Source organism: Sphingomonas sp. LH128 (assembly GCF_000293195.2).
Taxonomy (GTDB): Bacteria; Pseudomonadota; Alphaproteobacteria; order Sphingomonadales; family Sphingomonadaceae; genus Novosphingobium; species Novosphingobium resinovorum_A.
In genome coordinates this window covers 16,701-37,170 of record NZ_ALVC01000044.1, presented here as the reverse complement: position 1 = coordinate 37,170, position 20,470 = coordinate 16,701, and the positions used below count along the sequence as shown (strand labels likewise).

The following is a 20,470-nucleotide window of genomic DNA, read 5'->3' as shown; positions in this document are numbered from 1 at the left end:
AGGCTGTCCCTGCAACTGTGAGCGGCGAGCGCGATGTACATGTGCGGACGGGCAAGGCTCGTGCCGCCAGCCACTGGGCCGGACGCTAACTCCTGCGAGGCCTGGGAAGGCCGTGCATCAAGCTGTGACCCGCAAGCCAGGAGACCTGCCGAAGCACCGGTCGCTCTTGCCTGATCCAGGGGATGGTCTCGGCACGGTTAGTTTTCTCCGTCTGAGCGACGAGAATGCGGCGGGGGGCCGCATCGGTGTCGTGCGTCGGCCGCCTTTTTGGGGTGTCCGGCTGCCGTGCGCGCCGACCGTTCGCGCGGAAGCCTCCTGCCCGGTGTTGCCTGGCGCCCCGGGGGGAATGACTTGAAACCGACGACCAAGGCCGGACTGCTTGCCGGCGCATTCGCGCTGATGCCGGTCCCGATGCTGGCTCATGCCGCCGAAACCGATAACGCCGACGATCCGATCGTCGTCACCGGCAAGGGCGGCGCCTACAACGCCACCCGCTCGAACAGCGCGACACGCACCGACACGCCGCTCCTCGAAGTGCCGCAGTCGGTGACGGTACTGACCCGGCAGGTCGTGGAGGACCTTCAGGCCAACCGCGTCGAGGACGTACTGGCCTATGCGGGCGGCATCACGCGCGGCAACAACTTCGGCGGCACCGGCCTGACCGACTACAACCTGCGTGGCTTCACCTCATCTGAGTATTTCCGCAACGGTTTCCCGATGAACCGCGGCTATCCGCCTGCGCCCGATTCGATCGCGGTGGAGCGCGTGGACGTGCTGCGCGGCCCGGCCGCCCTGCTTTACGGCCGCGGCGATCCGGGTGGCACCTTCAACATCGTCTCGCGCGTGCCTTCGGATCGGACGGCGCAGACTGTCAGCGGCCGGATCGACAGCTTCGGCGGATGGCGCGGCACCGTGGATGCCACCGGCCCTGTCGATAGCGGTCGGACCGTACGCTATCGCCTTGGCGCGGCGGTGGAAGGCGGTGACACCTTCCGCGACCATGTCCAGTCCGACCGCATCGTGGTTGCCCCTGTGGTCGCCTGGGATGCCTCCTCTGACCTGACCTTCACGCTTGGCGGCGAATTGGTGCAGGTTAAGACACCGCTCGATCGCGGCAATCCCGCCTTCCGCAACCAGCTTGCGATCGCCATCCCTTCCTCCCGGTTCTTCGGAGAGCCATCGGTTGGCCGCTGGCGCGTGCGTAACGGGCTCGGCAACATCGTCGCCGACTACAAGCTGGGCCGGGACTGGAAGCTGCGTGCGGGGATGCAATATTACAACGGCGAACTGGGCGGCCCCGGCATCCAGGCCTCCAGCGTGCGCGCCGATGGCCGCACCCTGGTGCGGACCTACAGCGAACGGACGCTGAGATGGCGTGATCTCGATGCGCAGGTCAACCTGACCGGCAAATTCGCCTCCGGCACGATCGAGCACGAAGTGCTGCTGGGCGCCGAATTCGAGGCGTTTCACTACACCGAGGTCATCCGCAATTCGAGCCCGACGCTCTCGCCCTTCACGATCGACATCTTCGCCCCGGTCTACGGATCGGCCATACCGCCGCTTAATGGCAGCTTCACCAGCATCCGCACGCAGACGCGGACCTTCGCCGGCTACGCTCAGGATCAGCTATCGTTGCTGCCCTGGCTGAAGGTGCTGGTCGGCGGACGGCTCGAAAGATTCGAGAGCGACAACCTCAACCTGCGTAATGGCGTGACTTCCGCCTTCAGACAGACGGTGTTCACCCCGCGCCTCGGCACTGTCTTTGTGCTCAGCCCGCAAGTCTCGCTCTACGGCAGCTATGCGCGCTCCAACAAGCCGAACACGGCCGCTGATGTGAACGGCAATGTGCTAGATCCCGAGCGGGGCACCAGCTACGAGGCGGGCGTGAAGCTCGAACTGCTGGACGGCACCCTGAGCGCGACGGCGGCGCTGTTCCACACGACCAAGCAGAACGTTGCAACCACCGACCCGGACAACCTCGATTACAGCATTGCCGCAGGTGAAGTGCGCAGCCGGGGCATCGACATCTCCATCACCGGCAACATCACGCGCGCCTGGCGCGTGGTGGGTGGTTATGCCTTCGCCGATTCCGAGGTGACGAAGGACAACCGCCTTCCGTTAGGGCAGCGTCTTCCCAACACGCCGCGCCATTCGGCCAGCCTGCTCAATGTCTACGAGTTTCAGGACGGTGCCCTCGCGGGCTTGGGTGCAGGCGCGGGCGTCACGTATCTGGGCGGACGCATAGCAGGCACGGCGGCCACCGCGCCCTATATCCGGCCTTACGCCACGGTGAACCTGCTCGCCTATTATCCGCTCGCAGAGAACGTGAAGCTGCAGGTCAACGTCAACAACCTGCTCGACAAGAAGTACGCCGAGCGCGGCTTCGGCAGCAATCTTTATCCGGGCGCCCCCTTGAGCGCCGTCGCCAGCATCACGGTTGGCCTGTGATGCTTGAGCCTGTGATGCGGGGCGCAACCCCTGTCTCCGGCCGAGACCTCCACCATGCCCTCGATCGAACCAAAGCAAGGATGTGCACGATGAAAACCGCGTTGAATGCCACGATCCTCACCTCGCTCCTCACGCTCTGCACCGTACCTGCCCAAGCCCATGGTATCTACCTGACCGAACGCTCGAAGCAGATCGTGCTCGTCTATGGCGAAGGCGCCGACGACATGGACATGGTAAAGCGCGAGCCGCTGATCGACACGGTCGCCGCCTTTGATGCCGAGGGCACGTCGATCAAGGCGTCGCACCGGGTCTCGGGCCTCGCCATGCTCGTCGAAACCGAAGTCAAACCCGCCTTCGTCACCGCCGTTCTGCAGAACGGCGTGTGGTCGCGCATGAAGGGCGGCGAGTACGAAAAGAAGGGCCTCGACGAGATGCCCGGCGCCGAAATCTCGACCAACAACATCAAGTATGCAGTGCGGATCCAGGGCAAACTGATGGGCAGCATACCGGCGTTGCCCGGCCAGACGCTTCAGATCGTGCCGGTAGGCCCGATCCCGAAGCTGCTGGGGCAGAAGCTGAAGTACAAGGTTCTCTTCCAGGGGCAGCCGGTGGCCGGGGCCCATCTCATCGCTGACTTCGTGAATGACCCGGACGCGAAGGAGGTCGTGACCGGCACCGACGGCACCGTAACGCTCGTCGTGCGTAACCAAGGCCTCAATGTCATTCATGCCGTCTATAACGGACCTAGCGACAACCCGACCAAGTACCGCAATGTCGAACTCACGGCGACGCTCAGCTTCACGCTGGAACACAAGCCGGAATGATACTTGCGTCCGGCCGCTCGACCGTCATGGTCGGGCGGTTGGATCTCGTTTGCGTGCTTACCGGCGACAACCAGTGAGCATGGAGAATGTGGCATTGCGAGACGCTGGCGTCAGTGGCCATCCTTGCCCAGACGCGCATCTTCTTCGCGCCAGTCGCAAATGACCTGAGGAGCGCCCAGCAGGCGCTCAACCTGCGATACCGAATAGGTCGGCACCGATACGATCTGCCCCTTACGGATACTCACGGATCCACTGGGGGTAAGACGACCGTCCTTGGTCCAGCGCACGCGTTCCTTGTTGGTGAGCGGCAGCACCGCAAGAAGTTCCTTAGGCGTAAGCGGTCGTTTGGCCAGTTCGACCAGACGGCCCATCAGATCAGCCAGATCGACTGAATCGGGTCCGCAGTCAGGCGCCAAGATGACGAACGCCTCGTTCAGCGCACGCCACTCGATCCGCGCACGCGGCCAGAACGCGGCACGTACGAAACGCTTCGCCTGCCCCCTTCGCAAACCCAAGGCAACATGATCCTCAAAACATCGCCCGAAGGACAGTCGCCATCCATCGCCGTCCACGCGCCAGCGCAGTTCTGCAGATATGCGGGCGAGACGAGAGTGTGCAGGCGCGTACCCACAGTAACCGCCATGGGGGGACAGTTGCATTGCGGCAGACATGGCAGTCGAACGAACCCTTGACGGAGAAGACCCGCACGTCGTTGAGCGGCGGCCTGATGCCCGGTCACCTGCACGGCGTCCCCGGTCACGTCTGCTCCATGGACTTGAGGATCACCGCTGTGACGGCGAACCTGCTTGAGCATTTCCAGATCTTGCCAATCAGCAATGCCGCAGCGGCGACCGCGATGTTCAGATCAAGAAACCATCATAGTTTTGCAGGTTCTCGAGGAGCTTTCCAGCCTTTCCTCACGTGTACCGCTCCTCGGCCAAGTACGAGCGCGGACTGCGTCGCTGACGGAATAGCCTCACATCGAAACCATCATATAAAGATATCTTTATATGATGGTTGACAGTTGGCTGGCGATGGTGTTGAGAGAGCGTGTCGAGGTTCCCCGCTTCAGGCATGACGGCGGGGCTAAGACGGGAAGCCGGTGGTGCCCTTCGGGGCAGAGTCCGGCGCTGCCCCCGCAACTGTAAGTGGCGAGTGGCGGTTCCATTTCGTGTCACTGAGCCTTGCACAAGGCTCGGGAAGGCCGGAACCGCCGCAATGACCCGCAAGCCAGGAGACCTGCCTTCGGCGCCATAACGTTCCTCGGACGGGGGTTCCTCCGGTGGATCGCGCTTGAAGCGTGGCCCGCAGTCTATCCGCCGTGTGGGCCGCTCCTACTTTGCGCGTTCTTCCTTCGATCCTTCCGCCCGGCCAAAGCAGGTGATCGGTCGATGTTTGCAATCCTGTCCCGCCCCTTCGCAAATCGACGAATGCGCCCGCGCGCCGTGTCATCGGGCTGAGCCCCGCCTGACGCGGCGCGCCGCAAATCCAGACCCATTCCCGAACCACAACGACGGACGGCGTTCGCGCCGGACCGCAGGACACCGTGCATGCCCGCAACACACGCCAACCCGACATTCCCACGCCCTCGCCTCACCCGTATCGCTTCCGGCGCGCCGCTGGCGCCCACGATCAGGCGATCTTCAGGACAACCGGCCATGACAGACGACGATCTCACATTCTCCATCAGCAGCATTCGCTTCGACGAGAATTATCGCCCCTCCGACAACACGCGGATCACGACGAACTTCGCCAATCTGGCCAGAGGCGAGCACCGCCAGGAAAACCTGCAGGCTGCCCTCAGGATGATCGACAACCGCTGCAACGATCTGGCGGATTGGGACAATCCCGAGGGTGACCGCTACCGGGTCGAGCTCGATATCGTCTCGGTCGAGATGCATGTTGCTGCGGGCGATGGCGGCGATGCCTTCCCGATGATCGAGATCCTGAAGCCGAGCATCATCGACCGAAAGACCGATACGTGCATCGCCGGGATCGCCGGGAACAATTTCTCGTCCTACGTGCGCGATTACGACTTCAGCGTGCTGCTGGCCGAGCATAACAAGGGACGGTCTACGTTCGCGACGCCGGAGGGCTTCGGCGATCTGCACGGCAACCTGTTCCGGCACTTCCTGGCCTCGCCTACATACCGGGACAATTTCGCGAAGCCTCCGGTCATCTGCCTGAGTGTCTCGAGCAGCCAGACCTACCATCGCACGGAAAACCGCCACCCGATCCTGGGGATCGAGTACCGGCAGAGCGCGTTCTCCTCCACCGACGAATACTTCGCGAAGATGGGCCTGCAGGCGCGCTACTTCATGCCTCGGGGCAGTGTCGCGCCGATGGCGTTCTATTTCACCGGCGATCTGGCAAGCGATTACACCAGCCTCGAACTGATCGGCACGATCAGCACGATGGAATCGTTCCAGAGGATCTACCGGCCCGAAATCTACAACGCCAATTCGGCTGCGGGGAAATGCTTCCGGCCCAGCCTGAACCATCAGGACTTCTCGTCCACCCGGATCGTCTACGACCGCGAAGAGCGCAGCCGCCTCGCCATCGAGCAGGGCCGGTTTGCGCAAGAGCACTTCATCCGGCCGTACCAGGCCGATCTGGACCGCTGGTCCGCCGGCTACGCCGCCAGCCACATCCTTTGACAAGACAGCACACAAGGTCATCCAACATGAAAACACTGTTGCCCACTTTGACCGCTGGCAGTCTGCCCAAGCCCTCTTGGCTGGCCGAGCCCGAGAAACTCTGGTCGCCCTGGAAGCTGGAAGGCGAGGAACTGGTCGCCGGCAAGCACGATGCGCTGCGCCTGGCCGTGGACGATCAGCGGCAGGCCGGGATCGACATCGTCGGCGATGGCGAACAGACCCGCCAGCACTTCGTTACGACATTCATCGAGCACCTGAGCGGCGTCGATTTCGAGAAGCGTGAGACGGTCAGGATCCGCAATCGCTACGATGCGAGCGTGCCTACGGTCGTCGGCGCGGTCGCCCGCCCGCAGCCGGTCTTCGTCGATGATGCCCGGTATCTGCGCACGCAGACCGATCAGCCCATCAAATGGACGCTGCCCGGCCCGATGACGATGATCGATACGCTCTACGATGCCCATTACCGCAGCCGGGAAAAGCTGGCCTGGGAATTCGCCACGATCCTCAACCAGGAGGCCAGGGAACTGGAGGCGGCAGGCATCGACATTATCCAGTTCGACGAGCCCGCGTTCAACGTCTTCTTCGAAGAGGCCAACGACTGGGGGATCGCCACGCTGGAGAGGGCTGCCGAAGGGCTGAAATGCGAAACGGCGGTCCACATCTGCTACGGGTACGGCATCAAGGCGAACACCGACTGGAAGAAGACCCTGGGGGCGGAATGGCGGCAGTACGAACAGACCTTCCCGAATCTCCAAAAGTCGAAGATCGATATCGTATCGCTAGAATGCCATCACTCGCGGGTTCCGTTGGACCTCATCGAACTGATCCGCGGGAAGAAGGTCATGGTCGGGGCCATCGATGTGGCCAGCGACACCATCGAAACGCCCGAAGAGGTGGCCGATACCCTGCGCAGGGCCCTGCAGTTCGTGGAAGCTGACAAGCTCTACCCGTCCACCAACTGCGGCATGGCCCCGCTGCCCCGCGCCGTGGCTCGAGGCAAACTGAACGCGCTTGGCGCTGGCGCGCGGATCGTCAGAGAGGAACTCGCCGGCTGAACGAGCCGCAGGGCTCGTCCGGGAACCGGACGGGCTCTGACAAGGCTCCTTGGCGTTGGACCCACTACGAATTCGCAACATTCGCGGGTTTGCACGGAAGGCCTTCGCAACCTTCCCGCTTTCAGGGGTTTGTCCCGCGCCCGGCGCGTGGTTGGCTGTCTTCGCAAAGGAGATACCACCATGCCCACTGCCCATGCCCTGCCCGCGGACACCCCATCGACCCGGCTGTGCGAAATGGTCTTTCCCGAACAGGCCAACCACTATGGCACGCTGTTCGGTGGCACTGCGCTCAGCCTGCTGGGCAAGGCTGCCTTCATCGCCGCAAGCCGCCATGCCCGCGCGGCGGTGGTGATGCGAACCTCGGAAAAGATCGAGTTCCGCCACCCGGTCCGAGTCGGACAACTCGTCGAACTGCACGCCTACGTCGTGCGCGAAGGGTGCTCGTCGCTGACGGTCGAAGTGGAGATGACCGCCGAGGGGCTCATCAGCGGCGAACGCTCGCTCGCGGTAAAAGGCCGTTTCGAGATGGTCTGCGTCGACGAGCACGGCAAGTCACGCCCCATCCGTCAGAACGCGGCCGCAGCCTGAATTCGCAAAGTTTGCAGATTTGCAGAAATCCGTCCGCAAGTCTTCGCCTTTTCAGCCATTTTCACAGGCGGCGGCGCTGCCGATAAGAGGCCCATGAACCACGCCTATCGCAAGCCCTTCCCTGGAACGTCAGCTGGAACCGCCGTCGATTATTTCGACACGCGCGCCGCCGTCGAGGGCATCCGCCCCGGCGCTTATAGCGGCCTTCCCTACGTTTCCCGGGTGCTCGCCGAGCAGTTGGTGCGCCGCTGTGATCCGGCGCTGCTGAGCGATGCGCTGACCCAGATTGTCGAGCGCAAGCGCAATCTCGACTTCCCCTGGTATCCCGCGCGCGTCGTATGCCACGACATCCTCGGCCAGACCGCGCTGGTCGATCTTGCCGGCCTGCGCGACGCCATCGCCGACCAGGGCGGCGATCCGGCCAAGGTCAATCCGGTGGTGCCCACGCAGCTGATCGTCGACCACTCGCTCGCTGTCGAATATGGCGGCTTCGATGCAGCCGCCTTCGACAAGAACCGGGCGGTAGAAGATCGCCGCAACGAAGATCGCTTCCACTTCATCGAATGGACCAAGAGCGCCTTCGAGAACGTCGATGTGATCCCGGCGGGCAACGGCATCATGCACCAGATCAATCTGGAGAAGATGTCGCCCGTCATTCAGGTGCGCGATGGCGTCGCGTTTCCGGATACCTGCGTGGGCACGGACAGCCATACGCCGCACGTCGATGCGCTGGGCGTCATCGCCATCGGCGTCGGCGGGCTGGAAGCCGAGACGGTGATGCTGGGCCGCGCCTCGATGATGCGCCTCCCCGATATCGTTGGCGTGCGCCTCACCGGGCAACGCCAGCCGGGTATAACCGCCACCGACATCGTCCTCGCCATTACCGAGTTCCTGCGCCAGAGCCGCGTCGTCGGCGCATGGATCGAGTTCTTCGGAGAAGGCGCCGACAGCCTCTCGATCGGCGACCGCGCGACAATCTCCAATATGTGCCCGGAATACGGCGCCACCGCTGCGATGTTCCACATCGACAGCCAGACCATCGACTACCTGCTGCTGACGGGCCGCGATCCCGATCATGTCCGGCTGGTCGAGGACTATGCAAAGCTGACCGGCCTTTGGGCCGACGACCTGCGCAATGCCGAATACGAACGGGTGCTGGAGTTCGACCTTTCAACCGTCGTGCGCAACATGGCTGGCCCCTCAAACCCGCACCGCCGCCTGCCGACCTCGGCGCTGGAGGAGCGCGGCATCGCCGTCGATCTCGACAAGGCGGTGGCGCAGGAGCGCGATGGGCTGCTGCCCGATGGCGCCGTCGTGATCGCCGCGATCACCAGCTGCACCAACACCTCCAACCCGCGCAATGTCGTGGCGGCGGGTCTTGTCGCGAAGAAGGCCAATGCGCTGGGCCTCACGCGCAAGCCGTGGGTCAAGACTTCCTTCGCACCCGGATCGAAGGTCGCACGCCTCTATCTGGAGGAATCCGGCCTGCTGCCGGAGCTGGAAGCGCTGGGCTTCGGCATCGTCGCCTATGCCTGCACCACCTGCAACGGCATGTCGGGCGCGCTCGATCCGGCGATCCAGAACGAGATCATCGAACGCGATCTCTACGCCACCGCCGTCCTTTCGGGGAACCGCAACTTCGACGGGCGCATCCACCCTTATGCTAGGCAAGCATTCCTTGCCTCGCCGCCGCTGGTCGTCGCCTATGCGATAGCGGGGACGATACGCTTCGATATCGAGAACGACGTGCTGGGCGTGGTGGATGGCAAGGACATCCGCCTTGCCGACCTGTGGCCCAGCGACGAGGACATCGACGCGATCGTCGCCGCCTCAGTGAAGCCGCAGCAGTTCCGCGACGTCTACGACCCGATGTTCGCGCCACGCGCGCGTGACGAGGCCAGCCCGCTCTACGACTGGCGGCCGCAATCCACCTATATCCGCCGCCCGCCTTATTGGGATACCGAAGGCGTCGGCGCGCTGGCCGCGTTCCCGCGCACGCTCAAGGCCATGCGCCCGCTGGCGATCCTGCCCGACAACATCACCACTGACCACCTCTCGCCCTCGAATGCGATCCTCGCGAGTTCGGCGGCGGGCGAATACCTCGCGCGGATGGGGCTGCCGGAGGAGGACTTCAACTCCTACGCCACGCACCGCGGCGATCACCTGACCGCCATGCGGGCGACCTTCGCCAACCCGCAGCTGGTCAACGAGATGGCGGTGGTGGACGGCGCGGTGAAAAAGGGCTCTCTCGCCCGCGTCGAGCCCGACGGCAAAGTGACGCGCATGTGGGAAGCGATCGAGACCTATCTGGAGCGCCGCCAACCCCTGATCATCGTGGCAGGGGCCGATTACGGCCAGGGCTCCTCGCGCGACTGGGCGGCCAAGGGCGTGCGGCTGGCGGGCGTAGAAGCCATCGTCGCCGAAGGGTTCGAGCGCATACACCGCACCAACCTGATCGGCATGGGCGTGCTGCCGCTGGAGTTTCAGCCCGGCACCACTCGCCTGACGCTGGGCCTTGATGGCACCGAAACGTATGATGTGGAGGGCGAGCGCCGCCCGCGCGCCACGCTGACGCTGGTGATCCGCCATGCCGACGGTGCGGCGACGCAGGTTCCCGTAACCTGCCGCCTCGATACGGCCGAGGAAGTCTCGATCTACGAAGCGGGCGGCGTGCTGCAGCGCTTTGCCGCCGACTTCCTCGCTTCCGAAGCGGAAACCGTCTGATGGGCCAGATCGCCATTCCGGCCACGTACATGCGCGGCGGCACCAGCAAGGGCGTGTTCTTCCGCCTCGAAGACCTGCCCGAAGCCGCGCGCGTTCCCGGCCAAGCTCGCGACCGCCTGTTCCAGCGCGTGATCGGCAGCCCCGACCCCTACGGCGCCCAGATCGACGGCATGGGCGGCGCGACCTCCAGCACCAGCAAATGCGTGATCCTCTCGCCCAGCACGCGCGAAGGGCACGACGTGGACTACCTCTATGGGCAGGTCTCCATCGACACCGATTTCGTGGACTGGTCTGGCAATTGCGGCAACCTTTCGACCGCCGCCGGGGCTTTCGCGATCCATGCGGGTTATGTCGCAGCCGGACCTGACGGGGTGCGCACCGTGGGCATCTGGCAGGCCAATATCGGCAAGACCATCATCGCGCATGTCCCCGTCAGCGGCGGCGCAGTGCTGGAAACCGGCGACTTCGAGCTGGACGGCGTGACCTTTCCCGCCGCCGAGATCGTGCTGGAATTCGTCGATCCCGCCGATGAGGGTGAGGATGGCGGCGCCATGTTCCCGACTGGCAATCTGGTCGATGAACTCGACGTGCCCGAGGCCCTCGTCGCAGGCGGCAAGCTACGCGCCACGCTCATCAACGCCGGCATCCCGACGATCTTCGTCGATGCCGAAGCCATCGGCTACACCGGCACCGAACTGCGCGAGGCGATCAACACGGACGCCGCCGCGCTGGCGCGGTTCGAGGCGCTGCGCACGATCGGTGCGCTGAAGATGGGTCTCATCAAGACGCCCGAGGAAGCCGCCAGGCGCCAGCACACGCCCAAGATTGCCTTCATCGCCTCGCCGGTGGAATATGTCACGTCCAGCGGCAAGACCGTTGCCGCAGGCGAGATCGACCTGCTCGTCCGGGCCTTGTCGATGGGCAAGCTGCACCATGCGATGATGGGCACCGCATCCGTCGCCATCGCCGCTGCCGCCGCCGTGCCGGGCACGCTGGTCAACCTCGCGGCGGGCGGCGGCAAGCGCCGGTCCGTCACGTTCGGCCACCCCTCGGGCACCCTGCGCGTCGGGGCGGAAGCCCGGCAGGTGGACGGCCAGTGGACCGTCGCACGCGCGATCATGAGCCGCAGCGCCCGCATCCTCATGGAAGGCAGCGTTCGCGTGCCTGCCGACGTTCTCGAAGGAGGTGCGAAATGATCTCCAACCGTCCCGAGAAGGGTCTCGATCTGCTGGGCGCGATGGTCAGCGCCGCCGCCGATCGTGCTTCGGCTCATCTGCCCGGCACGATCCGCTGCGCCCGGTGCGAACAGGTCCAGTTGAACGAGGGCTTCTCCACACCCGACGTCGATCTCGAGACCTGGTCGGTCAGCGCTGACCATCAGGCGATCGTCGTCTCCGTCTTCGCCACCGCGCCGCAGGACGGCGGCGGGCGCACCATGGCCGCCAGCGGCCGCTTCACTTTCACCACGCTCACGCACAAACGGGAATACGCCGCATGAACGCCGAGACTCCCTTCAAGCCCAAGAAGTCCGTCGCCCTCTCGGGCGTCGCTGCAGGCAACACCGCGCTGTGCACCGTCGGCAAGACCGGCAACGACCTGCACTATCGCGGCTACGACATCCTCGAATTCGCGGAAACCGCCGAGTTCGAGGAGATCGCCCATCTGCTGGTCCATGGCGAACTGCCGACCGCGCCGCAGCTTGTCGCCTACAAGGCCAAGCTGAAGGGCCTGCGGGGCCTGCCCCACTCGGTGAAATCGGCGCTGGAAGCGATCCCCGCCGCCGCACATCCAATGGACGTGATGCGCTCGGGCGTCTCGGCGCTGGGCTGCGTGCTGCCCGAGACCCACGACCACAACCTGCCCGACGCGCGCGACATTGCCGACCGGCTGATGGCCTCGCTCGGCTCGATCCTGCTCTACTGGTATCACTTCACACACCACGGTCGCCGGATCGAGGTGGAAACGGGCGACGACAGCATCGGCGGCCATTTCCTCCACCTGCTGCACGGCAGACCCGCACCGGAAAGCTGGGTGCGCGCGATGCACACCTCGCTGATCCTCTATGCCGAGCATGAGTTCAACGCCTCGACCTTCACTGCGCGCGTCATCGCGGGCACCGCCTCTGACATGTATTCCTGCATCGCCGGCGCCATCGGCGCGCTGCGCGGTCCCAAGCACGGCGGCGCCAACGAAGTCGCCTACGAGATCCAGAAGCGCTACGCGACCGCCGACGAGGCCGAGGCCGACATCCGTCGCCGGGTGGAGGCCAAGGAAGTGGTGATCGGCTTCGGCCACCCGGTCTACACGATCTCCGACCCGCGCAACGTCGTCATCAAGCGCGTCGCCAAGGACCTTGCCGACGAAGCCGGTGCCCAGCGCCAGTTTGCGGTGGCCGAGCGGATCGAAAGCGTGATGTGGGACGCCAAGTCGATGTTCCCCAACCTCGACTGGTTCTCTGCGGTATCCTACAACCTGATGGGCGTGCCGACTGCGATGTTCACCCCGCTCTTCGTGATCGCCCGCACCTCGGGCTGGGCCGCGCATGTGATCGAGCAGCGCGTGGACAATAAGATCATCCGCCCCTCGGCCAACTACACTGGCCCCGAGAACCTGACTTTCGTGCCGCTTGCCCAGCGCAGCGAAGCGGCCTGAGGAGAACCCATGCCCTACCTTCTCGCTGACGACCTTCCCACCGAACCCGCCGGCAAGCGCTTCCGCGCCGCGCTGGAGCGGCCTGGCATCTATCGCCTGCCCGGCGCGCACAACGGCCAGGCCGCGATCCAGGCCCGCAATGCCGGGTTCGATGGCTTGTACCTCTCGGGCGCGGCGATGACCGCCTCGATGGGTCTGCCCGACCTTGGCATCATCACCGTGGACGAAGTCGCCTTCTTCATCCGCCAGATCGTGCGCTCCTCCGGCCTGCCGCTGCTGGTCGACGGCGACACCGGCTATGGCGAGGCGCTCAACGTCATGCACATGGTCCGCACCTTCGAGGAAGCCGGCGCGGGCGCGGTCCATCTGGAGGACCAGATCCTGCCCAAGAAGTGCGGGCACCTCAACGGCAAGGCGCTCGTCTCCCCCACCGACATGGCCGCCAAAGTCGCCGCCGCCAAGAAGGCGAGCCGCGACATCGTGATCGTCGCGCGCACCGATGCCGCCGGGGTCGAAGGCTTCGATGCGGCGCTGGAACGCGCGAGGATCTACGTCGAGGCGGGCGCCGACGCGATCTTTCCTGAAGCGCTCAATACCCGCGCAATGTTCGAGAAGTTCGCCGCCGCGATGCCGGGCGTGCCGCTGCTCGCCAACATGACCGAGTTCGGCAAGACGCCGTTCTACACCGCCGACGAATTCGAGGCGATGGGCTACAAGATGGTGATCTGGCCGGTCTCCTCGCTGCGCGTCGCCAACAAGGCGCAGGCGAAACTCTACGCCGCGATTGCCAAGGACGGCGGCACCCACGCGATGGTCGATGCCATGCAGACCCGCGCCGAACTCTACGAGACGATCGGTCTTCACGACTACGAAGAGCTCGACGCATCGATCGTCAAGACGATCGTGCCCGAGGCGATCCCGCAGGTCTAAACTCCTTCAGCCCTGCGACATCGCTGCGCTGGACGGTTCTTCGATCCCGACGGGTCGGAGGGCCGTCTATCGGCGCGCCTGACAAGGACACACAGGATTTTCCATGACCGCCACCGGAAACGATACTCTGGGCACCCGTGACACCCTGACCGCCGGGGGACAGGACTACGCCTACTACAGCCTGCCCCGCGCGGCCGAGCAACTGGGCGACATCAGCCGCCTGCCGTTCAGCCTCAAGGTGCTGCTGGAAAACCTGCTGCGCTTCGAGGACGGCGCCTCGATCACAGTGGACGATATCCGCGCGCTGGTCGAATGGCAGGTCGAACGCCGCTCCAGCCACGAGATCCAGTACCGTCCGGCGCGCGTGCTGATGCAGGACTTCACCGGCGTACCCTGCATGGTCGACCTTGCCGCCATGCGCGACACGATGAACCGCTGGGGCGCGGACGCCACGCGGATCAACCCGCAAGTGCCGATCCACCTCATCATCGACCATTCGGTCATGGCGGACGAGGCGAGCAACCCGCGCGCCTTCGACCGCAACGTAGAGATCGAGTACGAGCGCAATGCCGAGCGCTACGCCTTCCTCAAGTGGGGCGCGAGCACGCTCGACAACCTCAAGGTCGTCCAGCCCGGCACCGGCATTTGCCACCAGGTCAACCTCGAGCACATCGCCCAGACCGTCTGGACCAGCGAGGACGCGGACGGCTTGCCCGTCGCCTACCCTGACACATGCGTTGGCACCGACAGCCACACCACCATGGTCAGCGGCCTTGGCGTGCTGGGCTGGGGCGTGGGCGGGATCGAGGCCGAGGCGGCGATGCTGGGCCAGCCGGTCTCGATGCTGATCCCCGACGTCGTCGGCTTCCGCCTGATCGGCGCTCTGCCCGAGGGCGTGACCGCGACCGACCTCGTCCTCACCGTCACGCAGATGCTGCGCAGGCACGGCGTGGTCGGCCGCTTCGTCGAGTTCTGCGGCCCCGGCCTCGATGTCCTGCCGCTGGCCGACCGCGCCACGATCGCCAACATGGCGCCCGAATACGGCGCGACCTGCGGCTTCTTCCCGGTGGACGAGGCGACGCTGACATACCTGCGCCTCACCGGCCGCGATCCCGCGCGCGTCACACTGGTCGAGGCTTACGCCAAGGCGCAGGGCCTGTGGCGCGATGCCGCCAGCCCCGAGCCGATGTTCACCGACATGCTGGAACTCGATCTTGCCACCGTGCTACCCTCGGTCGCCGGGCCGCGCCGCCCGCAGGATCGCGTACTGCTCAAGGACGCCGCCGAGGGCCTGCGCGCCGAACTGACCAGTGGCTACGGAAAGGCCGGGGAACTGGCCACCCGCGTGCCCGTAAACGGCAAAGACTTCACCCTCGGGCACGGCGACATCACTATCGCCGCGATCACCAGCTGCACCAACACCTCGAACCCTTCGGTCCTCGTCGCCGCTGGTCTCGTCGCGCGCAAGGCGCGGGCGCTGGGCCTCGTGCCCAAGCCCTGGGTGCGCGCCACGCTCTCGCCGGGCAGCCAGGTCGTCACCGACTATCTGATCCGCTCGGGGCTGCAGGACGATCTCGACGCGCTGGGCTTCGCGCTGACCGGCTACGGCTGCATGATCTGCATCGGCAATTCCGGCTCGCTCGATGCCCCCATCAGCGAGGCGATCAACGCCAAAGGTCTCGTCACCGCCGCCGTGCTCTCGGGCAACCGCAACTTCGAGGGCCGTATCTCGCCCGACGTGCGCGCCAACTACCTAGCCTCGCCGCCGCTGGTGGTCGCTTATGCGCTGCTGGGCAGCGTGGCGCGCGACATCACCACCGAGCCGCTCGGCACCGGCAGCGACGGGCAGCCTGTCTACCTGAAGGACGTGTGGCCCACCAACGCCGAAGTCGCCGGAACCATCGCCGCCTCAATCGACGCCGAGTTGTTCGCCGCCCGCTATGCCGACGTCTACGAAGGCGACGAGCGCTGGAAGGCGCTGGAAGTGAAGACTGGCGAAACCTACGAGTGGCCCACATCCTCTACCTACATCGCCGAACCGCCGTTCTTCAAAGGACTGGAGCGCCGGCCCGCCCCGGTGAGGGACATCATCGCCGCGCGCTGCCTTGCCGTGTTCGGCGATTCGATCACCACCGACCACATCTCGCCCGCAGGTTCGATCAAGCCGAGTTCGCCCGCAGGACGCTGGCTGCAGGAACATCAGGTGCTGCCGCAGGACTTCAACAGCTACGGCTGCCGCCGCGGCAATCATGAGATCATGATGCGCGGCACTTTCGCCAATATCCGCATCCGCAACGAGATGATGGGCGGCATCGAGGGCGGCATGACCCTGCTGCGCAAGGCACCGCTGTCGATCTACGAAGCGGCGATGCGCTACAAGGCCGCGAAAGTGCCGCTCGTGGTGGTCGCGGGCGCCGAGTACGGCACCGGTTCCTCGCGCGACTGGGCGGCCAAGGGCACGGCGCTGCTGGGCGTGCGCGCCGTCATCGCCGAAAGCTTCGAGCGCATCCATCGCTCCAATCTCGTCGGCATGGGTGTGCTGCCGCTGCAGTTCGACGACGGCGTGACCCGCCATACGCTCGGCCTCAATGGCACCGAGAGCTTCACCATCCGGGGGTTGTCCGCACTGCAGCCGCGCCAGACCGTTGCCGTAGATGCCGAACGAAGCGACGGCGCCCGCCTGCGCTTCCTGACCCTGTGCCGCATCGATACCGCAGACGAACTGGCCTATTATCTGAACGGCGGCATCCTGCCCTATGTGCTTCGCAATCTGGCTGCCTGATCATGTCCTTACGGTTTTAACTCGACTTCTTCGCAATATCCGCCTTAAATGAGCATCATAGAGGAACCGAATTTGCGAAGTTCTGCGGACGTAAGTTCGATATTTTGCAAATTCTGCGAATAGAAAGACCATGCGTAAGGCATTTATGGGCGTGCGGCTGCGACGGCTGCGCGAGGAGCGTAATCTCAAGCAGGTCGAACTGGCGGGGCACTGGGAATTTCCGCCAGCTATCTCAACCAACTCGAACAGAACCAGCGGCCGCTGACGGTGCCGGTACTGCTAAAGATCAATGCCGTGTTCGGTGTCGACGTGCAGTTGTTCTCCGAGGACGAGGAAGCGCGGCTCATCACTGATCTGCGCGATGCGCTATCCGATGGCACCGAAGCCGTCTCGGTCGCCGAAGTGCGCGAACTGGCCCTGAACATGCCCGCCGTGGGGCGCACTCTGGTCGCGCTCCATCGGCGTTATCGCGAAGCTGCCGAACGGTCGGAAGCGATGGCCGCGCAGCTTGGCGACGACTGGATTTCCGGCGGCCCCGCCCGAATGCCTTTCGAGCAGGTCCGTGATTTCTTCTACGCCCGGCACAACCACGTCGAACCGCTCGACGAAGCCGCCGAGCGTCTCTATCGCCGCGCCAGCCTCACCCCCCGCACGATCCAGGACGGCGTCGTCAAATGGCTGCGCGAGAAGCACGGCGTAGAGGTTGTGCGCGGCGACAGCGACACAGCGCAGCGCCGCTACGATCCACTGACCCGCACGCTGCATATCTCGGCTAACCTCAAGCCCGGCCAGCAGACGTTCCAGATGGCGACGCAACTGGCCTTCCTCGAATTGGGTGAGGAGATCGACCGCCTCGCAGATGATCGCGTTCTCGCGGGCGATGAAGCCCGGCGTTTGGCAAGGGTTGGGCTGGCCAACTACTTCGCGGGTGCGCTGATACTGCCCTATTCGGATTTCCTGGCAGCGGCGGAACAAGAAGCCTACGACATCGAGAAATTGGGCCGCCGCTTCGGCGTCGGGTTCGAGACGGTCTGCCATAGGCTGTCCACCCTGCAGCGTGCGGATGCACGCGGGGTGCCGTTCTTCTTCATCCGCGTGGACCGTGCCGGGAACATCTCCAAGCGCCAGTCGGCGACCGACTTCCACTTCTCGCGCGTGGGCGGCAGTTGCCCCTTGTGGAACGTCTACGAGGCTTTCGCGCAGCCCGGGCGTGTGCTCACGCAAGTCGCGCAGATGCCCGATGGCCGCACTTACCTGTGGGTGGCGCGCACGGTCGGCAGCGGCAACGCGGGCTACGGCGTTCCGGGCAAGACTTTCGCGGTAGGGCTGGGCTGCGATATCCGCCATGCCTCACGCCTAGTCTACTCACGCGGGCTCGACCTTGCCAACCCGGACATGGCGACGCCGATCGGCGCCGGTTGCAAGGTCTGCGAACGTCCTAACTGCCTGCAGCGGGCTTTCCCGCCGATCGGCCGCGCTGTAACGGTCGATGAGAACCGCAGCACGACTACGCCTTATCCCGTCGGCTAAAGCCTTTATTCGGCTTCAGGGATGAATTTCCGCTTTCTTGGGTCTATCACCCAAAGCTGCCTGACCAGAATCGGCCAGTCCAGGGCATTCAGAATGAGGAAGCTGCCGGTCCGCACCTGGGAGAGTAAAATTGGGCGTTGAGGGGCCGCAATGGGCAGGGCTTGGGACATTTCTGCCGTTCACCAGCGCCGTGTCGAACGGCAGATTTTGCCATAAAGCCGATATCCGGGGCCTGTCCCAACCCGCGCTGATCAACGATCATATCGATCATTGCCTCGTCTGCGCAGAGAAAGGCGAAGGGCCGCAACACGCGATCGACCAGTTCCGCGCGATCTCCAAATATTGGTGAACGGTCCCGCTTAGCCGCGCGCGATCGCGACGGCGCGGGCATAGCGGCGATCGACCTCTTCCCAGTCGAGATTGGCGAACCAGGCATCCACATATTTCACGGCCTGGGGGCCGTAATCGATGTGGAAGCTATGCTCGTACATATCGAGCACGAGCAGCGGAATGCCGGCAGCCGGCGCGTGCATATGATCCCAGGACCCAGATGTCTACGCAGAGCATAGGGTACCTTAACGGACTGCGCATGGCTGTCATCAGCCTCAGATGCTTTTCCAGCCGTAGATAAGGTGCAGGTATCCTCCGTGATTGCTGGAGTCTGCGAGAGCGGCACCAGAACTGGCTCTGCCATCGCTCGCCCATGTTTTATGTTTAGCGGGACATCGTCACGGCCCACAGGATTCGCGCGTGCCTGATGACGTAATGGGAGGCGCAAGCGAAGTAGTAGCTTCGCGCAGTTTGCCTTCCATGCTATTCAGCCCCGCGCTCGCCCGAACTTTGTAGGCGCGTCAGGGGTGGGGCGCGGGATATTGCTAGCGGAATGATTGTAAGGCGGTTTGGTCAGCGGACAGGAAACGAGATATACTCGGTCGTCGTTGAGTGAAGGTTGAATTTCCCGAACGCTGCTGCCTTCTTCCGTTTATAAAAAATGGCTTTCTGATCAATTGTGATTTCTGTCGGACACATCTGTGATAGTTCGACGTCGTATGAAAGAACGTATTGCTGATTTCACAGACTTTTTGGCAGGCTAGTTAAACAAATTTGTAGCCTTTCTGGAAAGTGCGGGTCATCCGGTGGCCGCGCAATCGAAGTTTGTGAATCTCGCGCCGACCGACCCGAAGGTGTCCAACATAGCGCTGACCGGACCCTATGGGTCTGGAAAAAGTAGTATCATTCAATCCTTCATTGAAGAGATATCGCAGGCCGACGCTCCATATTTCCCTTGCGGCGTTCGTGCCTGAAGCGGATGCCGTAGGGGAAAAGTCAGCCCCCGAAAATTGAAAGAAGCATTCTCCAGCAGATGCTGTACGGCGCCGATGCCAGCAAGATGCCATTGTCTCGTTTCAAACGAATTCAATCGCCGGGTATTCTTCGATTTTCAAATCGCTGTATATAACACTCAGCCTATTCGCTATGACCTGCCCCCCGAAAGGTGCCTCATTCTGATGTAGAGTCTGTCCACGAGGAATGAGCAAACGCACGAGGAAGAGCCGTTTCACCGAGGCGCAGATTATCGGGATGATCAAGGAGCAGGAGGCTGGACTTCCGACGGTGGAGGTTTGCCGCAAGCATGGGCTGAGCACGGCGACCTTTTACAAGTTGAAGGCGAAGTACGGCGGTATGGAGGCTTCCGATGCCCATCGGTTGCGGCAATTGGAGGACGAGAACGGCAAGTTGAATCGGCTCTGGGCCGACAGCATGCTGGACAACGCGATCCTGAAGGACCTGCTGGGAAAAGGCTGACGAGGCCGGGCCAGCGGCGCGACGTGGCGCTCGGTGTGATGCGGGACTACCAGGTCTCACAGCGCCGGGCTTGCGTGCTGATTGGCGTCGATCCCAAGACGGTCAGGCGCGAACGCCCGCCGGACCACGGAGCCATCCGCGAAGCCATGCGGGAAATCGCAGGGCAGCGCCGTCTGTTCGGCTATCGCCGGATCGGCGTCATGCTGGGGCGCAAGGGCATGAGCATGAACCACAAGAAGCTCTACCGGCTATATCGGGAAGAAGGCTTGTCCGTGCGCCGACGGTGCGGCCGCGAGCGGGGCCGGGGCAGTCGGACGCCGGTGCAGGAGCGTGCCGGAATATTCAACCGTAAGACGCTCGTTATGAGCGAGGGACCGCCGGGGGGGGGGCAGGTCACATCGCTTCCGCGATCGATCGGGGTCGCTGTGTTGTAACGCAGTCCCGAATCCATTCAAATGGCTGTGCTCTGGCCTG

18 protein-coding genes, 1 pseudogene and 2 riboswitches are annotated in these 20,470 nt (G+C 64.0%); of the genes and pseudogenes, 17 read left to right on the top strand and 2 right to left on the bottom strand.

Going from position 1 to position 20,470, the window contains the following annotated elements:
• A riboswitch (cobalamin riboswitch) is annotated at nucleotides 1-167 on the top strand. This riboswitch is flagged as partial in the annotation.
• Between the two features lie 184 nt (nucleotides 168-351).
• Both LH128_RS04400 and LH128_RS04395 read left to right on the top strand, forming a co-directional pair.
• A complete protein-coding gene (locus LH128_RS04400) occupies nucleotides 352-2,448 on the top strand; it encodes a TonB-dependent siderophore receptor (RefSeq protein WP_008828374.1) in 2,097 nt (698 codons plus the stop codon).
• A gap of 89 nt (nucleotides 2,449-2,537) precedes the next feature.
• Nucleotides 2,538-3,272 carry a DUF4198 domain-containing protein gene (locus LH128_RS04395; protein ID WP_008828373.1) on the top strand — a complete coding sequence of 245 codons (735 nt, stop codon included), beginning with the start codon at nucleotides 2,538-2,540 and terminating at the stop codon, nucleotides 3,270-3,272.
• Between the two features lie 110 nt (nucleotides 3,273-3,382).
• On the opposite strand, the gene LH128_RS31255 is transcribed toward LH128_RS04395, so the two are convergent.
• Nucleotides 3,383-3,844 carry a hypothetical protein gene (locus LH128_RS31255; RefSeq protein WP_172704937.1) on the bottom strand — a complete coding sequence of 154 codons (462 nt, stop codon included), beginning with the start codon at nucleotides 3,842-3,844 and terminating at the stop codon, nucleotides 3,383-3,385.
• Between the two features lie 467 nt (nucleotides 3,845-4,311).
• A riboswitch (cobalamin riboswitch) is annotated at nucleotides 4,312-4,534 on the top strand.
• A 396-nt stretch (nucleotides 4,535-4,930) separates the two neighbouring features.
• Between LH128_RS31255 and LH128_RS04385 the strand changes: the two genes are divergently transcribed.
• The 12 genes from LH128_RS04385 to LH128_RS34305 all read left to right on the top strand — a co-directional run bounded on the left by LH128_RS04385 (nucleotide 4,931) and on the right by LH128_RS34305 (nucleotide 18,539).
• On the top strand, nucleotides 4,931-5,929 hold the full coding sequence (locus LH128_RS04385) for a DUF1852 domain-containing protein (RefSeq protein ID WP_008828371.1): 999 nt from the start codon (nucleotides 4,931-4,933) through the stop codon (nucleotides 5,927-5,929).
• Between the two features lie 26 nt (nucleotides 5,930-5,955).
• A complete protein-coding gene (locus LH128_RS04380; RefSeq protein WP_008828370.1) occupies nucleotides 5,956-6,984 on the top strand; it encodes a methionine synthase in 1,029 nt (342 codons plus the stop codon).
• A 180-nt stretch (nucleotides 6,985-7,164) separates the two neighbouring features.
• The gene (locus LH128_RS04375; RefSeq protein WP_008828369.1) at nucleotides 7,165-7,572 is read left to right on the top strand and encodes an acyl-CoA thioesterase; all 408 of its coding nucleotides are present in this window, start codon (nucleotides 7,165-7,167) and stop codon (nucleotides 7,570-7,572) included.
• Nucleotides 7,573-7,665: 93 nt separating this feature from the next.
• Nucleotides 7,666-10,296 (top strand): Fe/S-dependent 2-methylisocitrate dehydratase AcnD, encoded by a 2,631-nt coding sequence (acnD, locus tag LH128_RS04370; protein ID WP_008828368.1) that lies wholly within the window; start codon nucleotides 7,666-7,668, stop codon nucleotides 10,294-10,296.
• On the top strand, nucleotides 10,296-11,492 hold the full coding sequence (gene prpF, locus LH128_RS04365) for a 2-methylaconitate cis-trans isomerase PrpF (RefSeq protein ID WP_008828367.1): 1,197 nt from the start codon (nucleotides 10,296-10,298) through the stop codon (nucleotides 11,490-11,492). The genes acnD and prpF overlap by 1 nt, the downstream gene beginning before the upstream one ends.
• Nucleotides 11,489-11,794: a hypothetical protein gene (locus tag LH128_RS04360; RefSeq protein ID WP_008828366.1), complete on the top strand. Its 306-nt coding sequence runs from the start codon at nucleotides 11,489-11,491 to the stop codon at nucleotides 11,792-11,794. The genes prpF and LH128_RS04360 overlap by 4 nt, the downstream gene beginning before the upstream one ends.
• A complete protein-coding gene (gene prpC / locus LH128_RS04355) occupies nucleotides 11,791-12,948 on the top strand; it encodes a bifunctional 2-methylcitrate synthase/citrate synthase (protein WP_008828365.1) in 1,158 nt (385 codons plus the stop codon). Before LH128_RS04360 ends, prpC begins: the two co-directional genes overlap by 4 nt.
• Nucleotides 12,949-12,957: 9 nt before the next feature.
• Nucleotides 12,958-13,878: a methylisocitrate lyase gene (gene prpB / locus LH128_RS04350; RefSeq protein WP_008828364.1), complete on the top strand. Its 921-nt coding sequence runs from the start codon at nucleotides 12,958-12,960 to the stop codon at nucleotides 13,876-13,878.
• 103 nt (nucleotides 13,879-13,981) lie between these two features.
• Nucleotides 13,982-16,660 (top strand): aconitate hydratase AcnA, encoded by a 2,679-nt coding sequence (acnA, locus tag LH128_RS04345; protein ID WP_008828363.1) that lies wholly within the window; start codon nucleotides 13,982-13,984, stop codon nucleotides 16,658-16,660.
• A 130-nt stretch (nucleotides 16,661-16,790) separates the two neighbouring features.
• On the top strand, nucleotides 16,791-16,925 hold the full coding sequence (locus LH128_RS34310; RefSeq protein WP_327195056.1) for a hypothetical protein: 135 nt from the start codon (nucleotides 16,791-16,793) through the stop codon (nucleotides 16,923-16,925).
• Nucleotides 16,871-18,190 (top strand): short-chain fatty acyl-CoA regulator family protein, encoded by a 1,320-nt coding sequence (locus LH128_RS04340; RefSeq protein ID WP_442800355.1) that lies wholly within the window; start codon nucleotides 16,871-16,873, stop codon nucleotides 18,188-18,190. Before LH128_RS34310 ends, LH128_RS04340 begins: the two co-directional genes overlap by 55 nt.
• Before the next feature lie 130 nt (nucleotides 18,191-18,320).
• A complete protein-coding gene (locus LH128_RS34305; RefSeq protein ID WP_248006198.1) occupies nucleotides 18,321-18,539 on the top strand; it encodes a hypothetical protein in 219 nt (72 codons plus the stop codon).
• Nucleotides 18,540-18,549: 10 nt separating this feature from the next.
• On the opposite strand, the gene LH128_RS04330 is transcribed toward LH128_RS34305, so the two are convergent.
• A complete protein-coding gene (locus tag LH128_RS04330; protein ID WP_008828361.1) occupies nucleotides 18,550-18,723 on the bottom strand; it encodes a Fe-Mn family superoxide dismutase in 174 nt (57 codons plus the stop codon).
• A 603-nt stretch (nucleotides 18,724-19,326) separates the two neighbouring features.
• Here LH128_RS04330 and LH128_RS34975 point away from each other — a divergent pair.
• From LH128_RS34975 to LH128_RS31915, 3 genes and pseudogenes are all read left to right on the top strand, one after another.
• Nucleotides 19,327-19,494, top strand: coding sequence for a YobI family P-loop NTPase (locus LH128_RS34975; protein ID WP_442800354.1), 168 nt, complete (start codon nucleotides 19,327-19,329; stop codon nucleotides 19,492-19,494).
• A 59-nt stretch (nucleotides 19,495-19,553) separates the two neighbouring features.
• A complete protein-coding gene (locus LH128_RS34970) occupies nucleotides 19,554-19,649 on the top strand; it encodes a hypothetical protein (RefSeq protein WP_353231036.1) in 96 nt (31 codons plus the stop codon).
• Nucleotides 19,650-19,720: 71 nt separating this feature from the next.
• Nucleotides 19,721-20,319, top strand: a pseudogene (locus tag LH128_RS31915) (transposase); the annotation flags it as partial.
• Nucleotides 20,320-20,470 lie beyond the last annotated feature (151 nt).